This is a genomic window from Pseudomonas sp. R3.Fl, from assembly GCF_023516765.1.
GTDB lineage: Bacteria > Pseudomonadota > Gammaproteobacteria > Pseudomonadales > Pseudomonadaceae > Pseudomonas > Pseudomonas citronellolis.
The window spans coordinates 3,399,972-3,425,233 of the sequence record NZ_JAMGSO010000001.1 but is presented as its reverse complement, the minus strand read 5'-3'; the positions used below and the strand labels follow the sequence as shown (position 1 = coordinate 3,425,233).

The following is a 25,262-nucleotide window of genomic DNA, read 5'->3' as shown; positions in this document are numbered from 1 at the left end:
CTAACCCCCAGCACCGATAGCCCCCAGCAACCTCAATCCTTCTTCTTCAACTTCGGATTAGGAAAGAACTGCACCCCCTGCACCTTCGGATCATCCGGCTTCTTCAACGCGCTGGTATTGACCCGCGTAGCCAACTCCTTCGGCACCGACTGCCCCTGGGCATTGAGCGTGTCGGCGTAACCGCAGGCCACGCACTCGCGGTGCGGCACGCCGTCCTCGTCCCACATCAGGATCTTGTCCTGTTCGCTGCAGGCCGGGCATACCGCGCCGGCGATGAAGCGCTTCTTCACCTCGGCCATCACGCAGCCTCCCCGGTCAGGCCCGAATGGCGCAGCAGCGCGTCGATCGACGGCTCGCGGCCGCGGAAGGCGACGAACAGCGCCATCGGCTCCTGGGAGCCGCCCTTGGCCAGGATGGCCTCGCGGAAGGCCGCGCCGGTCTGCGGGTTGAACACGCCTTCTTCCTCGAAGCGCGAGAAGGCGTCGGCCGACAGCACTTCCGCCCACTTGTAGCTGTAGTAACCGGCCGCGTAGCCGCCGGCGAAGATGTGCGCGAAGCTGTTGGCGAAGCGGTTGTACGCCGGCGGGCGCATCACCGCCACTTCGTCGCGCACGCCATTGAGCACGTCGAGCACGCTGCGGCCGTCGCCGTGGCTGGTGTGCAGTTCGAAGTCGAACAGCGAGAACTCCAGCTGGCGCACCATCATCAGGCCGGACTGGAAGTTCTTCGCCGCCAGCATCTTCTCCAGGATGTCCTGGGGCAGCGGCGCACCGCTCTCGTAGTGGCCGGAGATCAGCGCCAGGCCCTCGGGCTCCCAGCACCAGTTCTCCATGAACTGGCTGGGCAGCTCCACCGCGTCCCAGGCCACGCCGTTGATGCCCGAGGCGCCGGCGTGTTCCACACGGGTCAGCAGGTGGTGCAGGCCGTGGCCGAATTCGTGGAACAGCGTGGTCACTTCGTCATGGGTGAGCAGCGCCGGCTTGCCGTTCACCGCCGGGGTGAAGTTGCACACCAGGTAGGCCACCGGAGCGACCAGCTGGCCGGCGGCGTCGCGGCGGCGGTCGCGGGCGCCGTCCATCCAGGCGCCGCCGCGCTTGTTGGCGCGGGCGTAGAGGTCGAAATAGAAGCGCCCGACGTGCTGGCCGTTCTCCTCGATCTCGAACAGGCGCACGTCCGGGTGCCAGCGTTCGAAGTCATGCAGCTCGCGAATCTGGATGCCATAGAGCTTCTGCACGATGGCGAACAGGCCGGACAGCACCTTGTCCACCGGGAAGTACGCGCGCAGCGCTTCCTGCGACACGCTGTAGCGCGCCTCGCGCAGCTTCTCGCCGTAGTAGCCGGAGTCCCAGCTCTGCAGTTGCGCGCAGCCCTGCTCGGCGGCGTAGGCCTTGAGCTGGTCGAGGTCCTGCTGGGCGTAGGGCTTGCTGCGCACCGCCAGGTCGCGCAGGAAGTGCAGCACCTGCTCGGGCGATTCGGCCATCTTGGTCGCCAGCGACAGCGCCGAGAAGTTGGCGTAGCCCAGCAGGCGCGCCAGCTCCTGGCGCAGGTCGAGGATTTCCTGCATCACCGGGCCGTTGTCGTTCTGCCCGGCGTTGGGGCCCTGGTCGGAGGCGCGGGTGCAGTAGGCGGCGTAGACCTCTTCGCGCAGGGCGCGGTCGTCGGCGTAGGTCATCACCGCGAAATAGCTGGGGAATTCCAGGCTGATCAGCCAGCCGTCCAGGCCCTTGGCCTGCGCGGCCTGCTGCATCTGCGCCCTGGCCGAATCGGTCAGGCCGGCCAGGGCCGCCTCGTCGGTGACGTGCTTGGTCCAGGCCTGGGTGGCGTCCAGCAGCTGGTTGGAGAAGCGGCTGCCCAGCTCGGACAGGCGCGCCTGGATTTCCGCGTAGCGCTTCTGCTGCTCGGCCGGCAGATCGATGCCCGACAGGCGGAAATCGCGCAGGGCGTGCTCGAGGATGGTCTTCTGCGCCACGTCGATGTTCGCCGCGGCGGGGTTGGCGGCCAGGGCCTCGTAGGCCTTGAACAGCTCGCGGTTCTGGCCCAGTTCGGTCCAGTAGGCCGAGAGCATCGGCAGGCAGCCTTCATAGGCCTCGCGCAGCTCGGCGCTGTTGCACACGGCGTTGAGGTGGCTCACCGGGCTCCAGGCCGCGCCCAGGCGCGCGTGCAGTTCGTCCATGGCCAGCACCAGGCCGTCCCAGCTGGGGTTGGCGCCCTGTTCGGCGAGAATGCGCGCAATGCCGGCGCGGTTGTCGGCGAGGATCTGCTCGATGGCCGGCTTCACATGCTCGGGGCGGATGGCGGAGAAGGGCGGCAGGTCGTAGGACTGCAGAAGGGGATTCGCGCTCACGGTGGCAACCTTGGCTGAGGAAACACCCGGCCATCTTAAATACAATCGACGGCATCCGCAGCCTGAAGGAAAACTATCGTGGCCATACGTTCGTATCAGGGTAAAACGCCGAAACTCGGCGAACGCGTCTTCGTCGACCCCAGCGCCGTGCTTATCGGCGACATCGAAATCGGCGCCGACAGCTCGGTCTGGCCGCTGGTCACCATCCGCGGCGACATGCACCGCATCCGCATCGGCAGCCGGACCAGCATCCAGGACGGCAGCGTGCTGCACATCACCCACGCCGGCCCCTACAACCCCGACGGCTTCCCGCTGACCATCGGCGACGAAGTGACCGTCGGCCACAAGGTCCTGCTGCACGGCTGCAGCGTCGGCAACCGCGTGCTTGTCGGCATGGGCTGCATCGTCATGGACGGCGCGGTAATAGAGGACGAAGTCATCCTCGGCGCCGGCAGCCTGGTGCCGCCGGGCAAGGTGCTGGAAAGCGGTTTCCTCTACGTCGGCAGCCCGGCGAAGAAGGCCCGGCCGCTGAGCGACAAGGAACGGTCCTTCTTCGCCTATACCGCGGGCAATTATGTGAAGCTGAAGGATCAGCATATTGCCGAGGGCTATGCCGGGTAGGCCGTCCGTCAGTCATCTCTTTTCGCCAGGCGGCGTCAGCGTCAATCTGCGCCCGGCCCAGCCCAAGTGAGTTCCCATGCACTACCAGAACATCCTCTTCGACCTCGACGGCACCCTCACCGACCCGCGCGAGGGCATCACCCGTTCGATCCAGTACGCCCTGGCGCAGCTGGGCATCGACGAGCCGGACCTGCGCCAGCTCGAGCATTTCATCGGCCCGCCGCTGCTGCAGTGCTTCATGAGCACCTATGGCTTCGACGAGGCGCGGGCCTGGGAGGCGGTGAACCATTACCGGGTGCGTTTCAAGGACACCGGGCTGTACGAGAACCGGGTGTTCGATGGCGTCGGCGAGTTGCTGGCGCTGCTCGGCGGCCAGGGCCGCACGCTGTTCATCGCCACCAGCAAGCCCACCGTGTTCGCCGCCGAGATCGCCCGGCACTTCGACTTCGCCCGGCACTTCAAGGTGATCTACGGCAGCGAGCTGGACGGCACGCGCACCAACAAGGTGGAGCTGATCGAGCACCTGCTGCGCCTCGAAGGCCTGGACCCGGCGCAGACGCTGATGATCGGCGACCGCAAGCACGACCTGATCGGCGCGCACCGCAACGGCCTGAGCGCCGCCGGCGTCGGCTATGGCTTCGGCAGCCGCGAGGAGCTGCTGGCCGAAAGCCCGGCGCACTACTTCGCCAACCTGGGCGAACTGCGCGCGGCCTTCGCCGCCGGCTGAGGCGCAAGACCCCGGGAGGACCGCCTCCCCGTGCCGCTGCGGGGGCGCCGTGGCGGTGGGGGAAATCGCGTCTAGAATGAGTCAGTCGGATGACGTCAAAAATATGGCAAATAGCCATTAATTTGCATTGCCTGGGGAAAGGCTCGCCTGCACAATTGCGCTTTCGCCAAAAGAACGACACTGACTCGGCGAACGGGATTTCTGGGGACAGCCATGGCGGCACGATGGGGATTGCGCGGCAAATCGGTGGTAGCGCTGTTACTGGCCTGCGTTCTGGCGTTGGTTCCCGCGGTGCTGCTCGGCTGGAAGGCGATGGAGGACATCCGTACGCACTTCGGCCTGGCCTATGCGAAGAACTTCACCCTGCTCAACCAGCAGAAGATCCTCGCCCCGGTGATCCGCGAGCTGTCGCTGTCGCGGCGCCTGGCCGAGTCGGTGGTGACCCAGGACTGGCTGCTGGACGAGAGCAGTTCCGAGCGGCGCACGCGCTTCTTCCGTGAGGCCGACGGTTACCGCGGCGACCAGGGCGAGTATTCCTACTTCGTCATCGTCGACTCCTCGCTGCACTACTACTTCAACGACTCCACCTCGCCGCTGTCCAACGCCCCGCGCTACACCCTCAGCCGCGACGACCCGCAGGACGCCTGGTACTTCGCGACCATGGCCAGCGACAGCCCCTACAACATCAACGTCAACTACGACGCCAAGCTGCGCGCCACCAAGGTCTGGTTCAACGTCCAGGTCATCGCCGGCAACCACAAGGTCGGCCTGGCCGGCGGCGGGCTGGACCTGACCGCCTTCCTCGACCAGTTCATTTCGCGCCGCGAGCCCGGGGTGACGCCGATGATCGTCGACGCCGACGGCGCCATCCAGGCGCACCCGGACCGCAAGCTGATCGCCCTGAGCTCCGGCGCCGGCACCGCCGACAACGGCGGCCACCGGGTCTTCGACCTGCTGGCCAGCGACGAGGAACGCAAGGGCCTGCGCCAGGTGCTGGACGACGCCCAGGCGCACCCGGGCGAGGTGCGCACCTTCTGGGCCACCCTCGACGGCAAGCGGCAGCTGCTGGCCACCGCGTACATTCCCGAGCTGCGCTGGCACGTGCTCAGCGCCGTCGACCTGCACGCCGCGCAGGTGCTCGACAGCCGCTGGATCTGGCCGCTGGCGGGCACCCTGCTGGGCCTGCTGGCGCTGCTGCTGATCGGCTTCGCCTACACCGTCGAGCTGCTGCTGCTCAAGCCGCTGCGCGGGCTGCGCCAGTCGGCCAAGGCGATCGCCGCCGGGCAGTACGACAACCCGCTGCCCAAGTCCCGCGGCGACGAGATCGGCGAGCTGTCCGACGCCTTCGCCAGCATGGCCAACCAGGTCCGCCGGCACACCGAGGACCTGGAGGACAAGGTGCGCCAGCGCACCCAGGCCCTGGAGCAGGCCAACCGCGAGATGGCCGCGGCGCAGAAGAAGATCGGCGATTCCATCGACTACGCCAGCCTGATCCAGCGCGCCATCCTGCCCGACCGCCAACTGCAGTCGTCCCTCGGCCAGCACCATTTCGTGCTGTGGAAGCCGCGCGACGTGGTCGGCGGCGACTTCTACATCTACCGCGAAGGCAGCGAGGACAGCCTGATCGGCGTGGTCGACTGCGCCGGCCACGGCGTGCCCGGCGCTCTCATGACCATGCTGGCGCTGGCCGCCATCGACCACGCCATCGACAGCGTGCAGAGCCACGACCCCGCGTCGATCCTGCGCGAGACCGACCAGGTGATGCGCGGCATGATCAGCCAGGAGCGGGTGACCCAGGCCCTGGCCACCAACATGGACGCCGGTTTCGTGCGCGTCGACCACGGCCGCCGGCTGCTGCATTTCTCCGGGGCGAAGATCTCGCTGTTCGCCAGCAATGGTGACGAGGTTCGCGAATACAAGGGCGGCCGACGCGCCATCGGCGACAAACGCCAGGGCGAGTACGAGAATATCCAGCTGCCGCTGGAGCCGGGCTGGACCTTCTACCTGTGCACCGACGGCTTCCTCGACCAGGCCGGTGGCGAGCACGGCTTCGGTTTCGGCAACAGCCGCTTCGCCGAACTGCTGCGCCGTCATTCACGTCTGCCATTGGCCGAGCAGGCGCGGGTGTTTGCCGCTACCCTGGCGGACTATCAGGGCGAACGGCCGCAACGCGACGACATCACCATCCTGTCCTTCCGATTCGAGTAGGAGTACGCCATGGAGACACTAGACCTGTTGGCCATGCGTGAAAGCTACACCCGACAACGCATCCTGCTGTGCTTCAACGGCCCGATCTCGCGCAGCCTGATCGAGGAGATCGGCCACGCCCTGCGCAACTACATGCAGGCCGAGCAGGCGCACCCCAGCGAGGCCATGGACGTCTTCGCGGTCTACATCGAGATGACCCAGAACATCCGCCACTACGCCACCCAGCGTGGCTACGGCGACCAGGACGCCTCGGCCACCGTGGCCATCGCCCGCGACGACGACGGCCACTACGTGGTGTCCGCCGGCAACCTGGTGGAGCTGGCGGACGGCCGCGAGCTGGTGCGCAACATCGAGGCCATCGCCGGGCTCGACAAGGCCCAGCTCAAGGCGGCCTACAAGGAGCAGCTGCGCCGCCCGCGCGATTCCGGGGTCAGCAGCGGTGCCGGCCTGGGCCTGCTGGACATCGCCCGCAAGTCCGGCATGCCCTTGCAGACCTCCCTTACCGAACAACCCGATGGGCGCGCGTTCTTCAGTCTGCGCGCCGTGATCTGACCACGCGTTTCAGGAATACAAAGGTATGAGTGACCTTCACATCAGCGGCACCCAGTCCACCCCGTCGATCCACGGTGACTGGGAAGCCGGCGTCCTGGCCATGCAGGGCGACTCCTATCCCGAGAACTCCTACGAACTCTTCGGCCAGGTGATCGAATGGGTGCAGCGCTTCCTCGCCGAGGAACAGCGCCCGCTGGCCCTGGACCTGCGTCTGCTATACCTCAATACCAGTTCGATCAAGGCGATGATGGATATCTTCGACCTGCTCGAAGAGGCCCACACCGGCGGCCGCAAGACCCAGGTGAGCTGGCACTACGACCGCCGCAACGAGCGCGTCGCCGAACTGGCCGAGGAATTCCGCGAAGACTGTAGCTTCCCGTTCGTCATACAGCCCTACGACGAGTGATGCCATGAACAGCGAACGCGAGCTGGACCTGTTGATCGAGGAGCTGCTGGCCGACCCGCAGTATTTCGACCATCCGCTGCGCGAGGCGCTGTTCCTCAAGCACCAGCAGTCCCTCGACCAGCTCGCGCGCCTGGAGCGCATCGCGCGGATTTCCGACGGTTTCCAGTCGATGGCGCGGGCGCAGAACTCGACGCTGTCCGAGCGCTACCACAAGCAGTTGCGCCAGCTGGAGAAGGTGGCGCGGATCTCCGACCGCTACCAGAACATGATGCGCGACCTCAACGTGGCGCTGCGCGAGGCCTCCACCCACGACCCGCTGACCGGCATCGGCAACCGCCGCCTGCTGATGGAGCGCCTGCGCGAGGAAAGCGAGCGCGCCCAGCGCAGCGGCAAGCCCTACGTGCTGGTGATCCTCGACATCGACCACTTCAAGCAGGTCAACGACAACTGGGGCCACGAGGTGGGCGACCGCGTGCTGGTGGAGATCGGCTGCACCATGCAGGCCGCGCTGCGCCAGTACGACCTGTGCGGGCGCTGGGGCGGCGAGGAGTTCCTCCTGCTGCTGCCGGAAACCGCCATGGCCGACGCCGACCAGGTGATCGACCGGGTGCGCCAGGACATCCGCTCGCTGGCCGTGCGCGTGGGTACCGAGGCGCTGTCGGTGACCGCCAGCTTCGGCGTGGCCGAATACCGCCTGGGCGAGAGCTACTCGCAGACACTCAGCCGGGCCGATGCGGCGCTGCTGGAGGCGAAGCGCAGCGGGCGGGACAAGTGCGTGGCCAGTGCTGTGGCGAGTGGTTGAGCTACGTCCTGTGGCCTGACGGCTGTTCGTAGGAGCGAGGGGGACGCCCAGTTCTTGCTCGCGAACGGTGCTTGCCGGTGGCATGGGTGTCTCAGGTCACCTCCGCACCCTCTCCCCAGCCCTCGGCTGCGCGCCCCGCCCTGAAGGGAGAGGGGGCTTGTCCGTGCCGAGAGAAGGCTTGGCGTCAGTCGGAAACTTCGCGCTAACCGGCTAACGCCGAAATACCCGCGCACACCGAACGGTCCCCTCTCCCTTCAGGGAGAGGGTTAGGGAGAGGGGCGGAGCCAATCTCAAGCACCAAAGCGACAGGTGAACCCCCATCGCAATCACCCCGCCGCAAAAAGCCCCCTCAAACCCTCACACTGGCAAAGGTCGACTCCCCCTGCGCCTGGCTCAGTGCCGAGATTGCCGAGGAGTGCGGCATCAGCGCCAGGTCCTGGGGTATCGGCATGACCATCACCGGCTGGCCGATCGGCTGGCCCTGGCGTTCGTCGCGCGGCGGGATGCCGAAGTATTCGCGGTAGCACTTGGAGAAGTGCGGGGTGGAGACGAAGCCGCACACCGAGGCCACTTCGATGATCGACATGGAGGTCTGCTTGAGCAGCTGGCGTGCGCGGATCAGGCGCAGCTTCAGGTAGTAGCGCGACGGCGAGCAGTGCAGGTACTTCTGGAACAGCCGCTCCAGCTGGCGCCGCGAGACGTTGACGTAGACCGCCAGTTCGTCGAGGTCGATCGGCTCTTCCAGGTTGGCTTCCATCAGCGCGACGATTTCCTGCAGCTTCGGCTGGTTGGTGCCGAGCATGTGCTTGAGCGGCACGCGCTGGTGGTCCTGCTCGTTGCGGATGCGCTCGTAGATGAACATCTCGGAGATCGCCGCCGACAGCTCGCGGCCGTGCTCGCGGCCGATCAGGTGCAGCATCATGTCCATCGGCGCGGTGCCACCGGAGGAGGTGTAGCGGTTGCGGTCGATGGAGAACAGGCGGGTGCTCATGGCCACCCGCGGGAAGGCTTCCTGCATCGCCGCCAGGCATTCCCAGTGCACGCTGCAGTCGTAGCCGTCGAGCAGGCCGGCGCGGGCCAGCGCCCAGCTGCCGGTGCACACCGCGCCGAGGCGGCGGCCCAGGCGCGCCTGGGTCTGCAGGAAGGTCACGTGTTCGCGGGTGACGCTGCGCTGGATGCCCACGCCGCCGACCACGATCAGCGAATCCATCGGCGGGGCGCCGTCGGTGCTGGCGTCGGGGGTGATCTGCAGGCCGTCGCTGGCCCATACCTGGCGGCCGTCGAGGGTGAGGGTGTGCCAGCGGTACAGCTCCCTGCCGGAGAGCTGGTTGGCCATGCGCAGCGGTTCCACCGCGGAGGCCAGGGAGATCAGGGTGAAGTTGTCCAGCAGCAGGAAGCCGATGGACTGCGGAGCTCGGTTTTGCGGGGGAACTCCGGGGTTGAAAGCATTCATGATGCTCGATCTCCTCACGCTAGTCACGGTCGCCCCTGAGGGGCTTTCTTATGCTTGTTTTTTTGCCTGGGTGACCCGCAGGTCACCACCGCTTCCAAGAGCAAGGCAAATGCCGTGCCTATATTGATTGAGCGTTCAATAAAAAAAGAAAAGCGCCTGGGAACGGCGCTTTTGGGAGCTTGGATGCGACGCCTGACAGGTCGCAAATGCCTATGGGACGTGGCCTCTGGGGCATTTGGTAGCACTCGGCTCGTGGCTGCCGAGTGCCAGCATTTTCCGAAAGTAACGCTTGTCAGACCTGCCCGATAAAGGCGCGAGGCTGCGCCAAAAGGTGGCGCCGGACGCGCCGGATGAGCGAAAGGGGGTCAGCACTCGATGATGCTGACGGCCAGGCCGCCGCGGGAGGTTTCCTTGTACTTGTCGTGCATGTCGGCGCCGGTGTCGCGCATGGTGCGGATCGCCTGGTCGAGGCTGATGAAATGCTGGCCGTCGCCACGCAGGGCCATCTGCGCGGCGTTGATGGCCTTCACCGCGGCGATGGCGTTGCGCTCGATGCAGGGCACCTGGACCAGGCCGCCGACCGGGTCGCAGGTCAGCCCGAGGTTGTGCTCCAGGCCGATCTCGGCGGCGTTCTCGACCTGCTCGGGGCTGGCGCCGAGCACTTCGGCCAGGCCGGCGGCGGCCATGGCGCAGGCCGAGCCGACCTCGCCCTGGCAGCCGACTTCGGCGCCGGAGATGGAGGCGTTCTTCTTGCACAGGATGCCCACGGCGGCGGCGGCGAGGAAGAAGTCCACCACGTCCTGCTCGCTGGCATCGGGGTTGAAGCGCATGTAGTAGTGCAGCACCGCCGGGACGATCCCGGCCGCGCCGTTGGTGGGCGCGGTGACCATGCGCCCGCCGGCGGCGTTCTCCTCGTTCACCGCCAGGGCGTAGAGATTGACCCACTCCATGGCGCTGAGGGTGGAGCCGATGACGTTGGGCTTGCCGATCTCCAGCAGGTTGCGGTGCAGGCGGGCGGCGCGGCGCTGCACGTTGAGGCCGCCGGGGAGGATGCCCTCGGCCTTGAGGCCGTTGTTCACGCAGTCCTGCATGGCGCGCCAGATGCGCATCAGGCCGTCGCGGGTGTCGGTGTCGCTGCGCCACATGCGCTCGTTGGCCAGCATCAGCTGGGAGACTCGCAGGTTGTGGCGGCGGCACAGCTGCAGCAGCTCGGCGGCGCTGTTGAAGTCGTAGGGCAGGCGGGTGGCGTCCTGGTCGAGGGAACCGGCGGCGGCCTGCTCGGCATCGACGACGAAGCCGCCGCCGATGGAGTAATAGGTGTCGGCGTACAGCTCGGCATCGCCCTCGTAGGCGACCAGGCTCATGGCGTTGGGGTGGTAGGGCAGGTTCTCCTCCAGCAGACGCATGTCGCGCACCCAGTCGAAGGGAATGCGCCGCTCGCCGGCCAGCAGCAGTTCGCCGCTGCCGAGCAGCTCGGCCATGCGCGGGGCGATCTGGCTGGGGTCGATGCGGTCGGGCCATTCGCCCATCAGGCCCATGATCACGGCACGGTCGGTGCCGTGGCCGACGCCGGTGGCGGAGAGCGAACCGTAGAGCTTCACTTCGACGCGGTCGACGCGGGGCAGCAACTGGCGTTCGCGCAGGGCGCCGACGAACAGGGCGGCGGCGCGCATGGGGCCGACGGTATGCGAGCTGGAGGGGCCGATACCGATCTTGAACAGGTCGAACACACTGATAGCCATGCCGGCCTCCGCAGGAACTGGGCGTGATGCGGAGCGCCCGCGGGCACCCCTGATGCGGGGCATCATCGGCCCTCGGCCGGCTAGGCCGGCGTCCGGCACCGACTTGGCCTTATCCAAAAGCGCCGCGGCGTGCGACATGGGAAGAATCGTGCCAGTCGATGTCGCTCACGCGACAAATAATTACGAATTTGAGACGCAGTCGATAGACAACATCAATCAGTCGACAGCCCCATATTTCGGGGTGTTTCATGATGAACGGTCGACGAACGGCTATGGTTTCGCCTTCGGACCTGCGCTTGACCCCTCCCCGTAATTGCTAGAGGCTGACCTCATGAAGTGTCTTCTGTTGTCGCTGTTGGCGTTACCCGTTCTTTGCTCTGGCCTGGCCCAGGCCGCCGAACCACAGTCCTGCTCGCTGGTCCGTTTCGCCGATGTCGGCTGGACCGACATCACCGTCACCACCGCCGTCACCCGCCTGGTGCTCAGTGAACAGGGCTACCGCACCAAGGTCGAGCGTCTCTCCGTTCCCGATACCTACAAGGCCATGGCCGAGAAGCGCATCGACGTCTTCCTCGGCAACTGGATGCCGAGCATGGCCGCGGACATCAAGCCCTACGCCGACGACGGCCGGGTGCAGACCGTGCGCGCCAACCTGGAGGGCGCCAAGTACACCCTCGCCGTTCCCCAGTACGCCTACGACGCCGGCCTGAAGAGCTTCGCCGACATCGCCAGGTTCAAGGAGCAGCTGGGCGGCAAGATCTACGGCATCGAGCCGGGCAACGACGGCAACCAGCTGATCCGCAGGATGATCGCCGAGAAGGCCTTCGGCCTGGGCGACTTCAAACTGGTGGAGTCCAGCGAGGCCGACATGCTCGCCTCGGTGCGCCGCGCCGGCGCCCTCAAGCAGCCGATCGTGTTCCTCGGCTGGGAACCGCACCCGATGAACACCCGCCTGCAGATGCGCTACCTGGAAGGCGGCGATGCCTATTTCGGCCCGAACTACGGCGGCGCCACCGTCTACACCAACGTCAGGGCCGGCTATCTTGATGAATGCCCGAACGTCGCGCAGCTGCTGCGCAACCTGAAATTCGACCTGCCCATGGAGAACCGCCTGATGGACGCGGTGCTCAATGAACGGAGCAATCCGCGCCAGGCCGCCAAGGACTGGTTGCAGGCCAACCCGCAGGTGCGCGATGCCTGGCTCAAGGGCGTGCAGCCGCGCGCCCAGGCCCAGTCCAAGGCCGTCGCCCAGCAGTGAGGGCGACGTCTCCGGGCTGCCGGAACAGGGCCGTGGAACTGGATGCGACACCCCTGGTGCTGATTGCGACTTCGCCTGCACTGGTTGCGACGCACCCGGTATGCGGCGGATTTTTCCTGTTCCATGATCGTTTCCGAATCGACGAAGAAAGGGCCCGCGTCCCGGCGCGGCCCACCTAGAAACCCACGCAGATCGTCCCATCCCGTAGAGGAGTACGCTCATGAAAGGTTGCAAGTCTTTGCTGCTGGCTGTGTCCCTGAGTGCGCCGCTGGTGGTTCAGGCCGCTGAACCTGAGTCGTGCGGCACGGTTCGCTTCTCCGACGTCGGCTGGACCGACATCACCGTTACCACCGCGACCACTCGCCAGGTGCTGGAGTCGCTCGGCTACACCACCAAGGTGAACATGCTTTCCGTGCCGGTGACCTACCGCTCGCTGGCGAACAAGGACCTCGACGTCTTCCTCGGCAACTGGATGCCGAGCATGGCCAACGACATCAAGCCCTACGCCGACAACGGCTCGGTGGAAACCGTGCGGGCCAACCTGGAGGGCGCCAAGTACACCCTGGCGGTCACCCAGGCGGCCTACGACGGCGGGCTGAAGACCTTCGCCGACATCGCCAAGTTCTCCGACAAGCTCGGCGGCAAGATCTACGGCATCGAGCCGGGCAACGACGGCAACCGCCTGGTCCAGGGCATGATCGACAAGAACCAGTTCGACCTGGGCAAGTTCAAGCTGGTGGAGTCCAGCGAGGCCGGCATGCTCTCGCAGGTGGGCCGCGCCGACCGCCGCAGCCAGTGGATCGTGTTCCTCGGCTGGGAACCGCACCCGATGAACACCCGCTTCAAGATGCAGTACCTGCAAGGTGGCGATGACGTGTTCGGCCCCAACTACGGCGGCGCGACCATCTACACCAACGTGCGCAAGGGCTACGCCCAGGAGTGCCCGAACGTCGGCAAGCTGCTGACCAACCTCACTTTCACCCTGGACATGGAAAACAAACTGATGGACGCCGTGCTCAACGAGGGCAAGAAGCCCGAGGACGCGGCCAAGGCCTGGTTGAAGGATCACCCGGAACTGCTCGATGCCTGGCTGGCTGGCGTCACCACGCGTGACGGCAAGCCGGCGCTCGCCGCGGCCAAGGTCGCTTTCGCCAAGTGACCCTGGCCGGTCGCTTCCACCTTGCTTGATGGGCCCGCACTATGTTTCTGACTGAACACAAGATCCCCCTCGGTGAGCACATCGCCGCCTTCGTCGACTGGCTCACCCGCCATGGTTCGGCGGTCTTCGACAAGATCTCGGATGTCCTCGAGTTCCTCATCCACGGTGTCACCGGCGGGTTGCTGTGGTTCCACCCGCTGCTGCTCACCGCCATCCTGGTGGGCCTGGTGCACTTCATCCAGCGCAGCATCGGCCTGACGCTGTTCGCCCTGGCCTCGCTGCTGCTGATCCTCAACCTGGGCTACTGGCAGGAAACCATGGAGACCCTGGCCCAGGTCATCTTCGCCACCCTGGTGTGCGTCGCCATCGGCGTGCCCCTGGGCATCGTCGCGGCGCACAAGCCCTGGTTCTACACCGCCCTGCGCCCGCTGCTGGACCTGATGCAGACGGTGCCCACCTTCGTCTACCTGATCCCCACCCTGACGCTGTTCGGCCTGGGTGTGGTGCCGGGCCTGATTTCCACTGTGATCTTCGCCATCGCCGCGCCGATCCGTCTGACCTGCCTGGGCATCCAGGACGTGCCGGCGGAGCTGATGGACGCCGGCAAGGCCTTCGGCTGCTCGCGTTGGCAGCTGCTGACCCGTATCGAACTGCCGCACGCCATGCCCAGCATCGGCGCCGGCATCACCCAGTGCATCATGCTGTCGCTGTCGATGGTGGTGATTTCCGCGCTGGTAGGCGCCGACGGCCTCGGCAAGCCGGTGGTGAACGCGCTGAACACCGCGGACATCTCCCTGGGCTTCGAGGCCGGCCTGGCCATCGTCCTGCTCGCCATCCTGCTCGACCGGGTGTGCAAGCAACGTTCGCTGCGGGGGAGGTAAGCAACCATGGCTGCGATTGAATTCAAGAACGTCGATGTCATCTTCGGCAAGAACACCAAGGAAGCCCTGCGCCTGCTCGACGAAGGCCTGGGCCGCCAGGAAATCCTCAAGCGCACCGGCCAGGTGCTGGGCGTGGAGGACGCCAACCTGGACGTCGAGCGCGGTGAAATCTGCGTGATGATGGGCCTGTCCGGCTCGGGCAAGTCGAGCCTGCTGCGCTGCATCAACGGCCTCAACACGGTCAGCCGCGGCAAGCTGCTGATCGAGCACGAAGGCCAGCAGGTGGACGTCGCCAACTGCTCGCCGGCGACGCTCAAGACCATGCGCACCAAGCGCATCGCCATGGTGTTCCAGAAGTTCGCCCTGATGCCCTGGCTGACCGTGGCCGAGAACATCGGCTTCGGCCTGGAGATGCAGGGCCGCCCGGCCGCCGAGCGGAAGAAGGTGATCGACGAGAAGCTCGAACTGGTGGGCCTGTCGCAGTGGCGCGACAAGCGCCCGGACGAACTCTCCGGCGGCATGCAGCAGCGCGTCGGCCTGGCCCGCGCGCTGGCCATGGACGGCGACATCCTGCTGATGGACGAGCCCTTCTCGGCGCTGGACCCGCTGATCCGCCAGCAGCTGCAGGACGAACTGCTGGTGCTGCAACGCCAGCTGCACAAGACCATCGTCTTCGTCAGCCACGACCTGGACGAGGCGCTGAAGATCGGCTCGCGCATCGCCATCATGAAGGACGGCCGCATCATCCAGCACAGCAAGCCCGAGGAGATCGTGCTGAACCCGGCGGACGACTACGTGCGCACCTTCGTCGCCCACACCAACCCGCTCAACGTGCTGTGCGGCTCCAGCCTGATGCGCGGCCTGGACCAGTGCCGCCGGCAGGACGGCGAGGTGTGCTTCGACCAGGGCCGCGACTGCTGGATCGGCCTCACCGAGACCAACCAGATCAAGACCGCGCGCCAGGGCAGCAACATCATCGACCTGCAGCAATGGCGCCCGGGCGACCCGGTGGAAAAGCTCAAGCACGAGCCGACCCTGGTGGACGTCAGCATCCGCATGCGCGACGCCCTGCAGATCCGCTACCAGACCGGCCACAAGCTGGTCCTGCAGGAGCAGAGCCGCGTGGTCGGCGTGCTCGGCGACAGCGAGCTGTACCACGCGCTGCTGGGCAAGAACCTGGGCTGACGGGCCGAGGCAACGAAAACGCCGGGCAGATGCCCGGCGTTTTCGTTTTGCGTAACCGTTCGCGAGGCGGGCATGGCTTCTCGTAGGAGCGAGCTTGCTCGCGAACCGCACGGCACCGCAGCCGCCGGGAAGTCCGTTCGCGAGCAAGCTCGCTCCTACGAAGAGCGCGTCCTTAATGCTTGAGTTCGGCCAGGCCCTTGAGCAGCGCCGCGTGGAAGGCCTGCGGGTCCTGGATCTGCGGCGCGTGGCCGAGCTTGTCGAACTCCACCAGGGTGGCGTGGGGGATGGCCTGGGCGGTGCGCTTGCCCAGCTCGGCGTAGTTGCCCAGCTTGGCGCGCAGCGGCTCGGGGGCCACGTCCTTGCCGATCGCGGTGTTGTCCTGGGTGCCGATCATCAGCAGGGTGGGCGCCTGGATCTGGCCGAACTCGTAGACCACCGGCTGGGTGAAGATCATGTCGTACTGCAGCGCCGAGTTCCACGCCACGCGCTCGTGACCGGAGCCGTTGTACAGGCCGGCGAGCATGTTCACCCACTTGTCGTACTCCGGCTTCCACTGGCCGGCGTAGTAGGTGGCCTGCTCGTACTTGCGGATGCTTTCCGCGCTGGTCTTCAGCTCGCGCTCGTACCACTGGTCCGGGGTGCGGTAGGGCACGCCCAGGGCCTTCCAGTCCTCAAGGCCGATGGGGTTGACCAGCACCAGCTGCTCGACCTGCTGCGGGTACATCAGCGCGTAGCGCGCGGCGAGCATACCGCCGGTGGAGTGGCCGAGCATGGTCACTTTGTGCAGCCTGAGCTTGTCCAGCAGGGCGTGGGTGTTGCTCGCCAGTTGCTGGAAGCTGTACTGGTAGTGCTCCGGCTTGGTCGACTTGCAGAAGCCGATCTGGTCCGGCGCCACCACCCGGTAGCCGGCGGCGCTGAGGGCGGCGATGCTGGCCTCCCAGGTGCCGGCGCAGAAGTTCTTGCCGTGCAGCAGCAGCACCGCGCGGCCGTTGGGCTTGGCCGGCTTCACGTCGATGTAGGCCATGTGCACGTGCTTGCCCTGGGAGACGAAGCTGAAGTGCCCCACCGGGTAGGCGTAGTTGAAGCGTTCCAGTTCGGGGCCGTAGGTCGGCCGGGTTTCGGCGGCCTGCAACGGCAGGGCGGCGGCCAGCAGCAGGGCGGGGAGCCAGCGTCGGAACATGGGGTTTCCTCGGGAGGGCGGGGGAATGCTCTAGCATGCCTGGGGAGGGCCTGGGCTGGGAAGGGCGTGGGCGCCATCGTGCCAGGCGAATCGCGGACGAGGCACGGCGTCGAAGTCGCTGGGTTCCCGCGTTCGCGGGAATGACGTCGGAAAACACGAATCTTAATCCCGTCATTCCCGCGAACGCGGGAAACCAGAAAACAGCGTAAGCGGACTCCGTCCGCGGTATATCCGTATGTAGGAGCGGGCCCTGCCCGCGAATCGCGCGCAGGGCGCGCTCCTACATGGGGCGATCGATGTTCAGGCGGGCCCGTCGCGCGTCAGCCAGTCGATGAACAGCGAGAACAGTTCCGCCTGGGAATTGATCTCCAGCTTGGTGTAGAGGTGCTTGCGATGCATGCGCACCGTCTCCGGCGAGATGTCCAGCACGCGGGCGCTGGACTTCACCGAGTGGCCGCGCAGCAGCAGGTGGGCGATTTCCCGTTCGCGCTCGGTCAGGCAGTCGCCGCCGAAGTTCATGAAGGCTTCGCGGATGTGCCGGTTCAGCGCCGCCGCCGGTTGCGCGCCGGCGTCGCCGCCGGCCAGCAGCAGGTCGAGGCCGCCGCGGCTCTCGAACTGCCGGCACAGCTCGCGCACCAGCGGCAGCGCGGCGCGCAGCAGTTCGGTCTGTTCCTCGCTGAAGCGCGCGCCGCTACGGCCTTGATACACGCACAGGGAAAGCTTGCGCTGGGCGTCGAGGTCGACGATGTAGTGGCTGTCTTCCACCGAGCCGCACTTGAGGTAGTAGGTCTTGTAGTACTCGCTGGCGAAGAAGTCGTCCGGGGCGATTTCCGCCAGCGGGTAGAAGCCCTCGGCCAGGCCGCCTTCGATGGCCAGGCAGAAGGGGTCGAGCAGGTAGCCGCGGGCGTAGTAGCGCTCGGTCAGCGGCTCGCGGTATTCCGCGGGGATGCCGTGCTGGAACAGGTGGCGCGGCGGCTGGCCCTTGCGCTCCAGGCCGAACAGCGACGACTCGATGGGCACCAGCGCGCCGAGTGCCTCCACCAGCCGCGCCGGGAATTCCGCCGTGGCCACCGCGGCCATGGCGCGCGCCAGCCCCACATGCCAGGCATGCAGGGCCGGGCTGTTGGGTGGGGTGTCGAGTGGGGTGGCCGGTGTGCTCATGGTCGGCAGCATACGGCCGCCGCCGACCAGGTGCAAAGCGCCGCGTCCGCGCATCAGTGCCCCGCGTAGTCGCCGCTGCGCTTGAGGTCCTCGGCGGTTTCGAGAATCGCCTCGCGCAGGGTGTCGACCACCTCGTCGACCTGCTCGCGGGTGATGGTCAGCGGCGGCGACATCACATTCAGGTGCACGATGGGGCGCACCAGCAGGCCGCGCTTCTGCGCCCGCAGGTGGATCTTCTCGCCGATGTTCAGCTCCTCGGGGAACAGCGTCTTGCTGCGCTTGTCGGCGACGAACTCGACGCAGGCCATCAGCTTCTGGCAGCGGACGTCGCCCACCAGCGGCAGGTCGGCCAGCTCCTGCAGGCGCTGCTCCAGGTAGGCGCCGACGTCCTTGACGTGCTCCAGCAGGTTCTCGCGCTGGATGATCTCGATGTTCTTCAGCGCCGAGATGCAGCTCACCGGGTGCCCGCTGTAGGTGAAGCCGTGGCTGAAGCAGCGGCCCTGGTTCGGCTCGGCGATCACCTTCCAGATGCGGTCCGAGAAGATGCACGCGCCCAGCGGCAGGTAGCCGGAGGTCAGGCCCTTGGCGGTGGTGATGATGTCCGGCTGCATGCCGAACACGTCCTCGGAGGCGAAGAAGGCGCCCAGGCGGCCGAAGGAAGTCACCACCTCGTCGGCGACGTAGAGCAGGTCGTACTTCCGGCACACCTCCCACATGCGCTTGTGGTAGCCCTTGGGCGGGATGATCACGCCGCCCGAGCCCATGATCGGCTCGGCGAAGAAGGCCGCCACGTTGTCCGCGCCCAGTTCCAGGATCTTGTCCTCGAACTCCTTGACCAGGAATTCCAGGAAGTCGCCCTCGGTCATGCCCGCCGGCGCGCGGTAGGGGTTGGGGCAGGAGATGTGGTGGATGAAGTCCTTGAGGAAGTCGAACTCGGCCGGGTGGTCGGCCACCTTGCCGCCGAGCGACATGGTCAGGAAGGTCGAGCCATGGTAGGCGTTGACGCGGCTGATGATGTGCTTCTTGGCGTGCTTGCCGCGGCAGTTCTGGTAGTACTGGATCAGCCGGTAGGCGGTGTCCACGGCGGTGGAGCCGCCGGTGGTGAGGAACACGTGGTCGAGGTCGCCCGGGGCCAGTTCGGCGAGCTTTTCGCAGAGCTGGATGGCGGTGACGTTGGCCATGTCGCAGAAGGGGTTGGAGTAGGCCAGCTGGCGCACCTGCTCGGCGATGGCCTCGGCCATCTCCTCGCGGCCCAGGCCGATGTTGGTGCACCACATGCCGCCCACGGCGTCCAGGTAGCGGTTGCCCTTGGTGTCGTAGATGTAGGCGCCCTGGCCTGCGGCGATGTTCAGCGCGCCGTTCTCGCGGTGGTCGTCGAACACGTGGTAGCCGTGCACGTAGTGGGCCTTGTCGGCGGCGACCAGCTTTTCGTCATCGAATTGGGCGAAGAAGGCGGCGGATGGGGTGGTCATGGCAGTACCTCGATATTGCGGTTTCAACTCGTTAATTCCGTTTCCCTCTCCCTGACCCGCTCCCTGAAGGGAGAGGGGATCGTTCGGAGCGGGCTGAGGCTCCGAACTTCCTTGCCGGATCTGGCGTCGCCTGAGCGTTTCAGGAGGGCGCCATCAGTCATCTCGGCACTATCGGCCCCCTCTCCCTTCAGGGAGAGGGCTGGGGAGAGGGGGCTCTTAAGTCAGTAGTCAGTCACGAAAACTCAGGTCCCCGTCTTCACCGCATTCCACGTCCGGGTGATCAGCCGCGTGGCCTTGGGCCCCTGGACCTTCTGGGTGAACAGCCGCGAGCGCGTCTCGGCATCCGGGTAGATCGCCGGGTCGTCGCGCACCTCGGCGGCCAGCAGCGGCTTGGCCGCGCCGTTGCTGGTGGCGTAGCGGATGTAGTCGCTGACGTCGGCGGCCACCTTCGGCTGCAGCATGTACTCGATGAACTTGTGGGCGTTGGCCACGTGCGGCGCGTCGGCCGGGATGTAGAAGTCGTCGAACCAGATCAGCGAGCCTTCCCTGGGCACGAAGTAGCCCAGCTTGACCTTGGCCCCGGCCTCGTCGGCGCGGGCCTGGGCGGTGGCGTAGTCGCCGGACCAGGTCATGGCCATGCACTGGTCGCCATTGGCCAGGCCGTTGAGGTAGCTGGTGGAGTCGAACTTGCGGATGTACGGGCGGATCGACTGCAGCAGGTCCTGGGCGGCCTTGAGGTCCTCGGGGTTGGCGCTGTTCGGGTCGCGCTTGAGGTAGGCCAGGGCCAGCGGGATGACGTCGGTGGGCGAATCGATGATGGTCACCCCGCAGTCGGCGAATTTCGACACCACCTTGGGATCGAACAGCATCGCCAGCGAGCCGATGGGCGCGTCGGGCATGCGCTGCTTGATCTTCTCGATGTTGTAGGTGATGCCGTTGCTGCCCCAGGTGTAGGGCGCCGAGTACTGCACGCCCGGGTCATAGTGCTCCAGGTGCTTGAGCACTTCGGCGTCGAGGTTGCTCCAGCTGGGCAGCTTGCTCTTGTCCAGCGGCTGGAACACCCCGGCCTTGAGCAGCGGCGGCACCAGTGCGGCGTTGAGCACCACCAGGTCGTAGCCGGAGCGGCCGGGCAGCAGCTTGCCCTGCACCGTCTCGTAGGAGTCGAAGGTGTCGTAGACCACCTTGATCCCGGTGGCCTTCTCGAAGTCGGCGATGGTGTGCTCGCCGATGTAGTCGGTCCAGTTGTACAGCCTCAGCGTTTTGGCGCCGTCGGCGTCCGCGGCCTGGCCGAGCAAGGGGCTCAGCAGCAGGGCCGTGCCCAGGATCGCTGCGCAGGATTTGTACATGTCACTCCCACCTGTGGTTGTTTTCGAGGGTCGTGTCGGCTGTGGCCACTGTCCGCCGCCAGCTGTCGCCGGGCCATTCCCCGAATGGGTGGGTGGGGCTGGTATGCTGTTGCACATTCGTTCAGATTGGCGGCCTCGGACACAGGAGCGGCAGGCGATGAACCAGGCAGTGCGCTTTTCCCGGCTGGAACCCGAACAGCGCAAGGCGCTGCTGATCGAGGCCACCCTGGCGTGCCTGAAGCAGCACGGCTTCCAGGGTGCGTCGATCCGCAAGATCTGCGCCGAGGCCGGGGTCTCGGTGGGGCTGATCAACCACCACTACGCGGGCAAGGACGAGCTGGTCGCCGAGGCCTACCTGACGGTCACCGGGCGCGTCATGCAGTTGCTGCGCGAGGCCATCGACCAGGCCGCGCCGGACCCTCGCGCGCGCCTGTCGGCGTTCTTCCGCGCCTCGTTCAGCGCCGAACTGCTCGACCCGCAGCTGCTCGACGCCTGGCTGGCGTTCTGGGGCGCGGTGAAGACCGCCGAGGCGATCAACCGCGCCCACGACCATTCCTACGGCGAGTACCGCGCCCTGCTGGCCCAGGCGCTGAACCAATTGGCCGAAGAGGAAGGCTGGGCCGACTTCGATGCCGATCTCGCCGCCATCGCCCTGTCCGCCATGCTCGACGGCCTGTGGCTGGAATCCGGGCTGAACCCCAACACCTTCACCGCGGAACAGGGCATCCAGGTCTGCGAGGCCTGGGTCGACGGCCTGCAGGCCGGCGGGCGGCAGCGCTTCAGCCGTCGGCGGTCGGACTGTTGATCGGCCGTTCAGCAATCGCTACTCTGCGCCGGCCCCTGGGAAATTTCCCACGGGCGTCCATCCTCTAATAAGAAATCCGCCGCGACCTCGCCGGCGGCCGCAGCAGGGTATTGGCGATGGCTCCCCGTGTACTGATCGTCGACGACGATCCGCTGATCCGCGAACTCCTCCAGTCCTACCTCGCCGGGGAGGGCTACGAGGTGGCCTGCGCCAGCACCGCCGAACAGGCCGAGGCCAGCCTGGCCGAAGCCGAGCAGGGCGGCCCGCCGTTCGACCTGGTGCTGCTGGACATCCGCCTGCCCGGCAAGGACGGCCTGACCCTCACCCGCGAACTGCGCGTGCGCTCGGAGGTGGGGATCATCCTGATCACCGGGCGCAACGACGACATCGACCGCATCGTCGGCCTGGAATGCGGCGCCGACGACTACGTGATCAAGCCGCCGAACCCGCGCGAGCTGGTGTCGCGGGCGAAGAACCTGATCCGCCGCGTGCGCCATGCCCGCGCCCCGGCCACGGCAACGCCGGCGCGCCAGCCGCTGAAGCGCTTCGCCCAGTGGCGCCTGGACCCGGACCGCCGGCGCCTGGTCGACCGCGACGGCGGCGAAACCCTGCTCACCCACGGCGAGTTCCAGCTGCTCAGCGTGTTCCTGCGCAACAGCGGCCACACCCTCAGCCGCGACCAGCTGATGGACCAGATCCGCAACCGCGAGTGGCTGCCCAACGACCGCTCCATCGACGTGCTGGTCGGCCGCCTGCGCCGCAAGCTGCGCGACGACCCGGCCGAACCCGAGCTGATCATCACCATCCACGGCGCCGGCTACCTGTTCACCGCCGCCCCCAGCGACGCCTGAACGTGCGCTGGCTGGCCCTGCTCGCCCTGGCGCTGCTCGTCCTGGCCCGGGGTGGCCTGGCGCCGGCCGCCGAGCGCGTGCGCTACTGCGACTATCCGGTGTACCCGCCGGTCTCCTGGAGCGACGGCCATGAAGTGCGCGGGCTGGCGCCACAGGTGGTGAAGCGCGTGCTCGGCGGGCTCGGCTACGACGTGCAGGTGGTGGTGCTGGGCAACTGGAAGCGCTGCCTGATGGATGCCGCCGCCGGGCGCGTCGACGTGGTCCTGGCCTACCGCACGGCGCAGCGCGACCAGGGCCTGGCCTTCGCCGAGGCGCCGGTGCTGCGCGAGGAAGTGGCGCTGTTCTACAACCGCCGCAAACCGGTGCGCTTCCAGACGCTGGAGGACCTTTCCCGCTACCGCGGCGGCCTGCTCTTCGGCGAGAGCTACGGCGCCGCGTTCGACCGCTTCGTCGCCAGCCACGACAACATCGAGTACGTCTCCGACAGCACGCAGAACTTCGGCAAGCTGATCCGCCAGCGCATCGACTTCATCCCCTACGAGCGGCGCACCGGGCGGCTGCTGGTCGAGCGCCTGCCCGGCGGGGAGGACATCGTGGACGCGCCGCAACCGATCACCGTCGACTACCTGCGCCTGGCGGTGTCGCGGCACTCGCCGTTGCAGGCGCGCCTGGGCGAGATCGACAAGGCCCTGCAACGCCTGCAGGCCGACGGCAGCCTGGCGCGCTGGCTGGACGAAAGCGAGCGTGACTACCGCGCCATGCTTGCCGCCGGAGCCACGCCATGAGAGCCCTGCGCGCCCCCGGCCCGCTGGCGCGGCGCCTGCTGCTGCGGGTGCTGGGCTTCAGCCTGTGCTTCACCCTGCTGGCCGGCGCGCTGCAGCTGTACCTGGAATACCGCCGCGAGATGCGCGACATCGAAACCCGCCTGGAGCTGATCCGCAGCGGCTACCTGGCCAGCTTCGAGCGCAGCCTGTGGGACCTCAACCAGGCCCAGCTCAACGTGCAACTGCACGGCCTGGTGGACTTCCCCGACATCGCCTGGGCGAGCCTCGCCAGCGCCGACTTCAACCTGATCCAGGGCGACATCCAGGCCCCCGGGCCGCTGCGCGTCGAACACTTCCCGCTCAGCTACCAGCCGCCGGACGGCGAGCTGCGCGCCCTTGGCGAGCTGGCCGTGGCCATCGACCAGGGCGCCGTGTACCGCCGCCTTTGGCACGGCGGGCTGAGCAACCTGCTGTGGATGGGTCTGTTCCTCTGCGGCCTGGCGGTGGCCCTGAGCTGGCTGTTCCACAAGCTGGTGACGCGCCACCTGGAGCGCATGGCCGAGTTCGCCGGGCGCATGGCCGGCGGCGACCTGCAACAGCCGCTGCGCCTGGACAAGCGCATCCGCGCCGAAGACGACGAACTCGACACCGTGGCCCATTCCCTGGACGACATGCGCCAGGCCCTGCGCGAAGAGCGCGACGAGCTGCAGCGCCAGGTCGAGCGGCGCACCGCCAGCCTGCGCCGGGCCAAGGACGAGGCCGAGGCGGCCAACGAGGCGAAGAGCCGCTTCCTGGCCACCATGAGCCACGAAATCCGCACCCCGCTCAATGGCATCCTCGGCATGGCCGAACTGCTGCGCGACGCGCCCCTCGGCGAGCTGGAACGCAAGCGCCTGCACGCCCTGCACAAGGCCGGCGAGGGCCTGCTGGCAGTGCTCAACGAAGTGCTGCACTTCGCCAAGCTGGAGGACGGCGCCAGCCTGCCGGAGCCGGTGGACTTCGACCTCGGCGAGCTGCTCGACGAGGTGCTGACGCTGCTGGAACCCCGCGCGGCGGCCAATGCCACGCGCCTGTCGCTGCACCTGGACGACGACGTGCGCCGCCGTTGCCGCGGCGCCGAACAATTCCTCCGCCAGGTGCTGAGCAACCTGGTGGCCAACGCGGTGAAGTTCACCGAGGGCGGCGGAGTGCGCGTGGAGGTGGAGCTGCTGGCGCAGCAGGGCGAAGGCCAGCGCCTGCGCTTCGCCGTGGTCGACGACGGCATCGGCATTCCCGAGGCGGTGCAGGCGCGCATCTTCGAGCGCTTCACCCAGGCCAGCGAGGAAGTCACCCGCCGCTACGGCGGCAGCGGCCTGGGCCTGGCCATCAGCAAGCGCCTGGTGGAAGCCATGGGCGGGCGCATCGGCGTGCGCAGCCGGGAAGAGCAGGGCAGCACCTTCTGGTTCGAGGTCGAGCTGCAAGCCGCGCTGGCTCCCGTGGTGGAACCGCAGGCGGCCCCGCGCGGCGAACGTGCCCTGAGCGTGCTGCTGGTGGAGGACGCGCCGCTCAATCGCGAAGTGGCGCAGGGCCTGCTGGAGCGTGACGGCCATGCCGTGTGCCTGGCCGAGGATGCCGAACCGGCGCTGGTCGCCTGTCGCGAGCAGGCCTTCGACCTGATCCTGCTGGACATGCACCTGCCGGGGCTGGGTGGCATCGAACTGTGCCGGGCGATCCGCGGCCAGGAGGGCGGGCGCAACCGAGAAACGCCGATCCTCGCCTTCACCGCCAGCGTGCAGCCGGCGCTGGTGCGCACCTACTTCGAAGCCGGCATGCAAGGCGTGCTGGCCAAGCCGTTGCGGGTCGATGATCTGCGTCGTGCGCTGGCCAACCTGCATGCGCCTGTGCCCGGGCGTGAGGCGGATGGGGTGATCGACGAACAGGTGCTGGCGACTCACCGCGAACTGCTGGGTGAGCACCGGGTGAAGGAATTGCTCGGTGTGCTGAGTGACTTGCTGGCGCAACAGCTGCCGCTGCTGCACGAAGCCATCCGTGCCGGCGATGCCAGCGAGGCCGCTGGTCTGGCCCATCGCCTGGCGGGCAGTTGTCATTCCATGGGCCTGCGCGGGCTCGGCGAATGCCTGCACGGCCTGGAAGAAGCGGCCCTGGCTGGCGAACCGCTGCAAGCCTGGAGCGAAAGACTCGACACGCAACTCAGCACCGCCAGGACGCACCTCCTGTAGGAGCGAGCTTGCTCGCGAACGGATTTCCCGGCGGCTGCGGTGCCATGCGGTTCGCGAGCAAGCTCGCTCCTACGAAAAGCACAGAATGCGCAGACCCAGCAGGGAGGCACGCGCATACAGCAGGCG

The 25,262-nt window shown here is 67.1% G+C and carries 22 protein-coding genes; 14 read left to right on the top strand and 8 right to left on the bottom strand.

Going from position 1 to position 25,262, the window contains the following annotated elements:
- Positions 1-32: 32 nt before the first annotated feature.
- Positions 33-299 (bottom strand): YheV family putative zinc ribbon protein, encoded by a 267-nt coding sequence (locus tag M8R19_RS15065; RefSeq protein ID WP_249918191.1) that lies wholly within the window; start codon positions 297-299, stop codon positions 33-35.
- A complete protein-coding gene (gene prlC / locus M8R19_RS15060) occupies positions 299-2,344 on the bottom strand; it encodes an oligopeptidase A (RefSeq protein WP_249918190.1) in 2,046 nt (681 codons plus the stop codon). The genes M8R19_RS15065 and prlC overlap by 1 nt, the downstream gene beginning before the upstream one ends.
- A 78-nt stretch (positions 2,345-2,422) precedes the next feature.
- Here prlC and M8R19_RS15055 point away from each other — a divergent pair, with 78 nt between their 5' ends.
- The 6 genes from M8R19_RS15055 to siaD all read left to right on the top strand — a co-directional run bounded on the left by M8R19_RS15055 (position 2,423) and on the right by siaD (position 7,660).
- A complete protein-coding gene (locus M8R19_RS15055; protein ID WP_249918189.1) occupies positions 2,423-2,965 on the top strand; it encodes a gamma carbonic anhydrase family protein in 543 nt (180 codons plus the stop codon).
- Between the two features lie 76 nt (positions 2,966-3,041).
- Positions 3,042-3,692, top strand: a complete 651-nt coding sequence (locus tag M8R19_RS15050) for an HAD family hydrolase (protein WP_249918188.1) — start codon at positions 3,042-3,044, stop codon at positions 3,690-3,692.
- 213 nt (positions 3,693-3,905) lie between these two features.
- Positions 3,906-5,900 carry a biofilm regulation protein phosphatase SiaA gene (gene siaA, locus M8R19_RS15045; protein WP_074980561.1) on the top strand — a complete coding sequence of 665 codons (1,995 nt, stop codon included), beginning with the start codon at positions 3,906-3,908 and terminating at the stop codon, positions 5,898-5,900.
- A 9-nt stretch (positions 5,901-5,909) separates the two neighbouring features.
- On the top strand, positions 5,910-6,452 hold the full coding sequence (gene siaB, locus M8R19_RS15040; protein WP_074980562.1) for a biofilm regulation protein kinase SiaB: 543 nt from the start codon (positions 5,910-5,912) through the stop codon (positions 6,450-6,452).
- Positions 6,453-6,477: 25 nt separating this feature from the next.
- Positions 6,478-6,858, top strand: a complete 381-nt coding sequence (gene siaC, locus M8R19_RS15035) for a biofilm regulation phosphoprotein SiaC (RefSeq protein ID WP_074980563.1) — start codon at positions 6,478-6,480, stop codon at positions 6,856-6,858.
- 4 nt (positions 6,859-6,862) lie between these two features.
- The gene (gene siaD / locus M8R19_RS15030) at positions 6,863-7,660 is read left to right on the top strand and encodes a biofilm regulation diguanylate cyclase SiaD (RefSeq protein ID WP_074980564.1); all 798 of its coding nucleotides are present in this window, start codon (positions 6,863-6,865) and stop codon (positions 7,658-7,660) included.
- Positions 7,661-8,009: 349 nt separating this feature from the next.
- On the opposite strand, the gene gbdR is transcribed toward siaD, so the two are convergent.
- Both gbdR and M8R19_RS15020 read right to left on the bottom strand, forming a co-directional pair.
- Positions 8,010-9,113, bottom strand: coding sequence for a choline metabolism transcriptional regulator GbdR (gene gbdR / locus M8R19_RS15025; protein ID WP_064581597.1), 1,104 nt, complete (start codon positions 9,111-9,113; stop codon positions 8,010-8,012).
- A 365-nt stretch (positions 9,114-9,478) separates the two neighbouring features.
- Entirely contained in the window at positions 9,479-10,855 is a 1,377-nt protein-coding gene (locus M8R19_RS15020; protein ID WP_249918187.1) for an L-serine ammonia-lyase, read from the bottom strand.
- A gap of 382 nt (positions 10,856-11,237) precedes the next feature.
- On the opposite strand from M8R19_RS15020, the gene M8R19_RS15015 reads away from it, so the two are divergent.
- From M8R19_RS15015 to choV, 4 genes are all read left to right on the top strand, one after another.
- Complete coding sequence (locus M8R19_RS15015) at positions 11,238-12,113, top strand: choline ABC transporter substrate-binding protein (protein WP_370686637.1); 876 nt, start codon at positions 11,238-11,240, stop codon at positions 12,111-12,113.
- A gap of 220 nt (positions 12,114-12,333) precedes the next feature.
- Positions 12,334-13,272, top strand: coding sequence for a choline ABC transporter substrate-binding protein (locus M8R19_RS15010; protein ID WP_116424578.1), 939 nt, complete (start codon positions 12,334-12,336; stop codon positions 13,270-13,272).
- A gap of 41 nt (positions 13,273-13,313) precedes the next feature.
- Positions 13,314-14,153, top strand: coding sequence for a choline ABC transporter permease subunit (choW, locus tag M8R19_RS15005; protein WP_074980568.1), 840 nt, complete (start codon positions 13,314-13,316; stop codon positions 14,151-14,153).
- 6 nt (positions 14,154-14,159) lie between these two features.
- Positions 14,160-15,338 (top strand): choline ABC transporter ATP-binding protein, encoded by a 1,179-nt coding sequence (gene choV, locus M8R19_RS15000; protein ID WP_009614797.1) that lies wholly within the window; start codon positions 14,160-14,162, stop codon positions 15,336-15,338.
- Between the two features lie 172 nt (positions 15,339-15,510).
- Here the strand turns inward: choV and M8R19_RS14995 are convergent, their stop codons facing one another.
- From M8R19_RS14995 to M8R19_RS14980, 4 genes are all read right to left on the bottom strand, one after another.
- Positions 15,511-16,518 carry an alpha/beta fold hydrolase gene (locus M8R19_RS14995; RefSeq protein ID WP_249918186.1) on the bottom strand — a complete coding sequence of 336 codons (1,008 nt, stop codon included), beginning with the start codon at positions 16,516-16,518 and terminating at the stop codon, positions 15,511-15,513.
- A 300-nt stretch (positions 16,519-16,818) separates the two neighbouring features.
- Entirely contained in the window at positions 16,819-17,679 is an 861-nt protein-coding gene (locus M8R19_RS14990; protein ID WP_249920182.1) for a helix-turn-helix transcriptional regulator, read from the bottom strand.
- A gap of 53 nt (positions 17,680-17,732) precedes the next feature.
- Positions 17,733-19,151: an aminotransferase gene (locus M8R19_RS14985; protein ID WP_249918185.1), complete on the bottom strand. Its 1,419-nt coding sequence runs from the start codon at positions 19,149-19,151 to the stop codon at positions 17,733-17,735.
- A 242-nt stretch (positions 19,152-19,393) separates the two neighbouring features.
- Positions 19,394-20,497 (bottom strand): polyamine ABC transporter substrate-binding protein, encoded by a 1,104-nt coding sequence (locus M8R19_RS14980; RefSeq protein WP_249918184.1) that lies wholly within the window; start codon positions 20,495-20,497, stop codon positions 19,394-19,396.
- Positions 20,498-20,654: 157 nt separating this feature from the next.
- On the opposite strand from M8R19_RS14980, the gene M8R19_RS14975 reads away from it, so the two are divergent.
- The 4 genes from M8R19_RS14975 to M8R19_RS14960 all read left to right on the top strand — a co-directional run bounded on the left by M8R19_RS14975 (position 20,655) and on the right by M8R19_RS14960 (position 25,136).
- On the top strand, positions 20,655-21,302 hold the full coding sequence (locus M8R19_RS14975; RefSeq protein WP_249918183.1) for a TetR family transcriptional regulator C-terminal domain-containing protein: 648 nt from the start codon (positions 20,655-20,657) through the stop codon (positions 21,300-21,302).
- Between the two features lie 110 nt (positions 21,303-21,412).
- Positions 21,413-22,153, top strand: a complete 741-nt coding sequence (locus M8R19_RS14970) for a response regulator transcription factor (RefSeq protein WP_135499876.1) — start codon at positions 21,413-21,415, stop codon at positions 22,151-22,153.
- Positions 22,154-22,155: 2 nt separating this feature from the next.
- Positions 22,156-22,938: a substrate-binding periplasmic protein gene (locus tag M8R19_RS14965; RefSeq protein ID WP_249918182.1), complete on the top strand. Its 783-nt coding sequence runs from the start codon at positions 22,156-22,158 to the stop codon at positions 22,936-22,938.
- Positions 22,935-25,136 (top strand): ATP-binding protein, encoded by a 2,202-nt coding sequence (locus M8R19_RS14960; RefSeq protein WP_249918181.1) that lies wholly within the window; start codon positions 22,935-22,937, stop codon positions 25,134-25,136. The genes M8R19_RS14965 and M8R19_RS14960 overlap by 4 nt, the downstream gene beginning before the upstream one ends.
- The last annotated feature ends 126 nt before the right edge of the window (positions 25,137-25,262 follow it).

Coding starts and splice junctions, on each gene's coding strand:
- M8R19_RS15065 (WP_249918191.1), bottom strand. CDS start 299: ATGGCCGAGGTGAAGAAGCGCTTCATCGCCGGCGCGGTATGCCCGGCC.
- M8R19_RS15050 (WP_249918188.1), top strand. CDS start 3,042: ATGCACTACCAGAACATCCTCTTCGACCTCGACGGCACCCTCACCGAC.
- siaA (WP_074980561.1), top strand. CDS start 3,906: ATGGCGGCACGATGGGGATTGCGCGGCAAATCGGTGGTAGCGCTGTTA.
- siaB (WP_074980562.1), top strand. CDS start 5,910: ATGGAGACACTAGACCTGTTGGCCATGCGTGAAAGCTACACCCGACAA.
- siaC (WP_074980563.1), top strand. CDS start 6,478: ATGAGTGACCTTCACATCAGCGGCACCCAGTCCACCCCGTCGATCCAC.
- siaD (WP_074980564.1), top strand. CDS start 6,863: ATGAACAGCGAACGCGAGCTGGACCTGTTGATCGAGGAGCTGCTGGCC.
- gbdR (WP_064581597.1), bottom strand. CDS start 9,113: ATGAATGCTTTCAACCCCGGAGTTCCCCCGCAAAACCGAGCTCCGCAG.
- M8R19_RS15020 (WP_249918187.1), bottom strand. CDS start 10,855: ATGGCTATCAGTGTGTTCGACCTGTTCAAGATCGGTATCGGCCCCTCC.
- M8R19_RS15010 (WP_116424578.1), top strand. CDS start 12,334: ATGAAAGGTTGCAAGTCTTTGCTGCTGGCTGTGTCCCTGAGTGCGCCG.
- choW (WP_074980568.1), top strand. CDS start 13,314: ATGTTTCTGACTGAACACAAGATCCCCCTCGGTGAGCACATCGCCGCC.
- choV (WP_009614797.1), top strand. CDS start 14,160: ATGGCTGCGATTGAATTCAAGAACGTCGATGTCATCTTCGGCAAGAAC.
- M8R19_RS14995 (WP_249918186.1), bottom strand. CDS start 16,518: ATGTTCCGACGCTGGCTCCCCGCCCTGCTGCTGGCCGCCGCCCTGCCG.
- M8R19_RS14990 (WP_249920182.1), bottom strand. CDS start 17,679: ATGAGCACACCGGCCACCCCACTCGACACCCCACCCAACAGCCCGGCC.
- M8R19_RS14985 (WP_249918185.1), bottom strand. CDS start 19,151: ATGACCACCCCATCCGCCGCCTTCTTCGCCCAATTCGATGACGAAAAG.
- M8R19_RS14980 (WP_249918184.1), bottom strand. CDS start 20,497: ATGTACAAATCCTGCGCAGCGATCCTGGGCACGGCCCTGCTGCTGAGC.
- M8R19_RS14975 (WP_249918183.1), top strand. CDS start 20,655: ATGAACCAGGCAGTGCGCTTTTCCCGGCTGGAACCCGAACAGCGCAAG.
- M8R19_RS14960 (WP_249918181.1), top strand. CDS start 22,935: ATGAGAGCCCTGCGCGCCCCCGGCCCGCTGGCGCGGCGCCTGCTGCTG.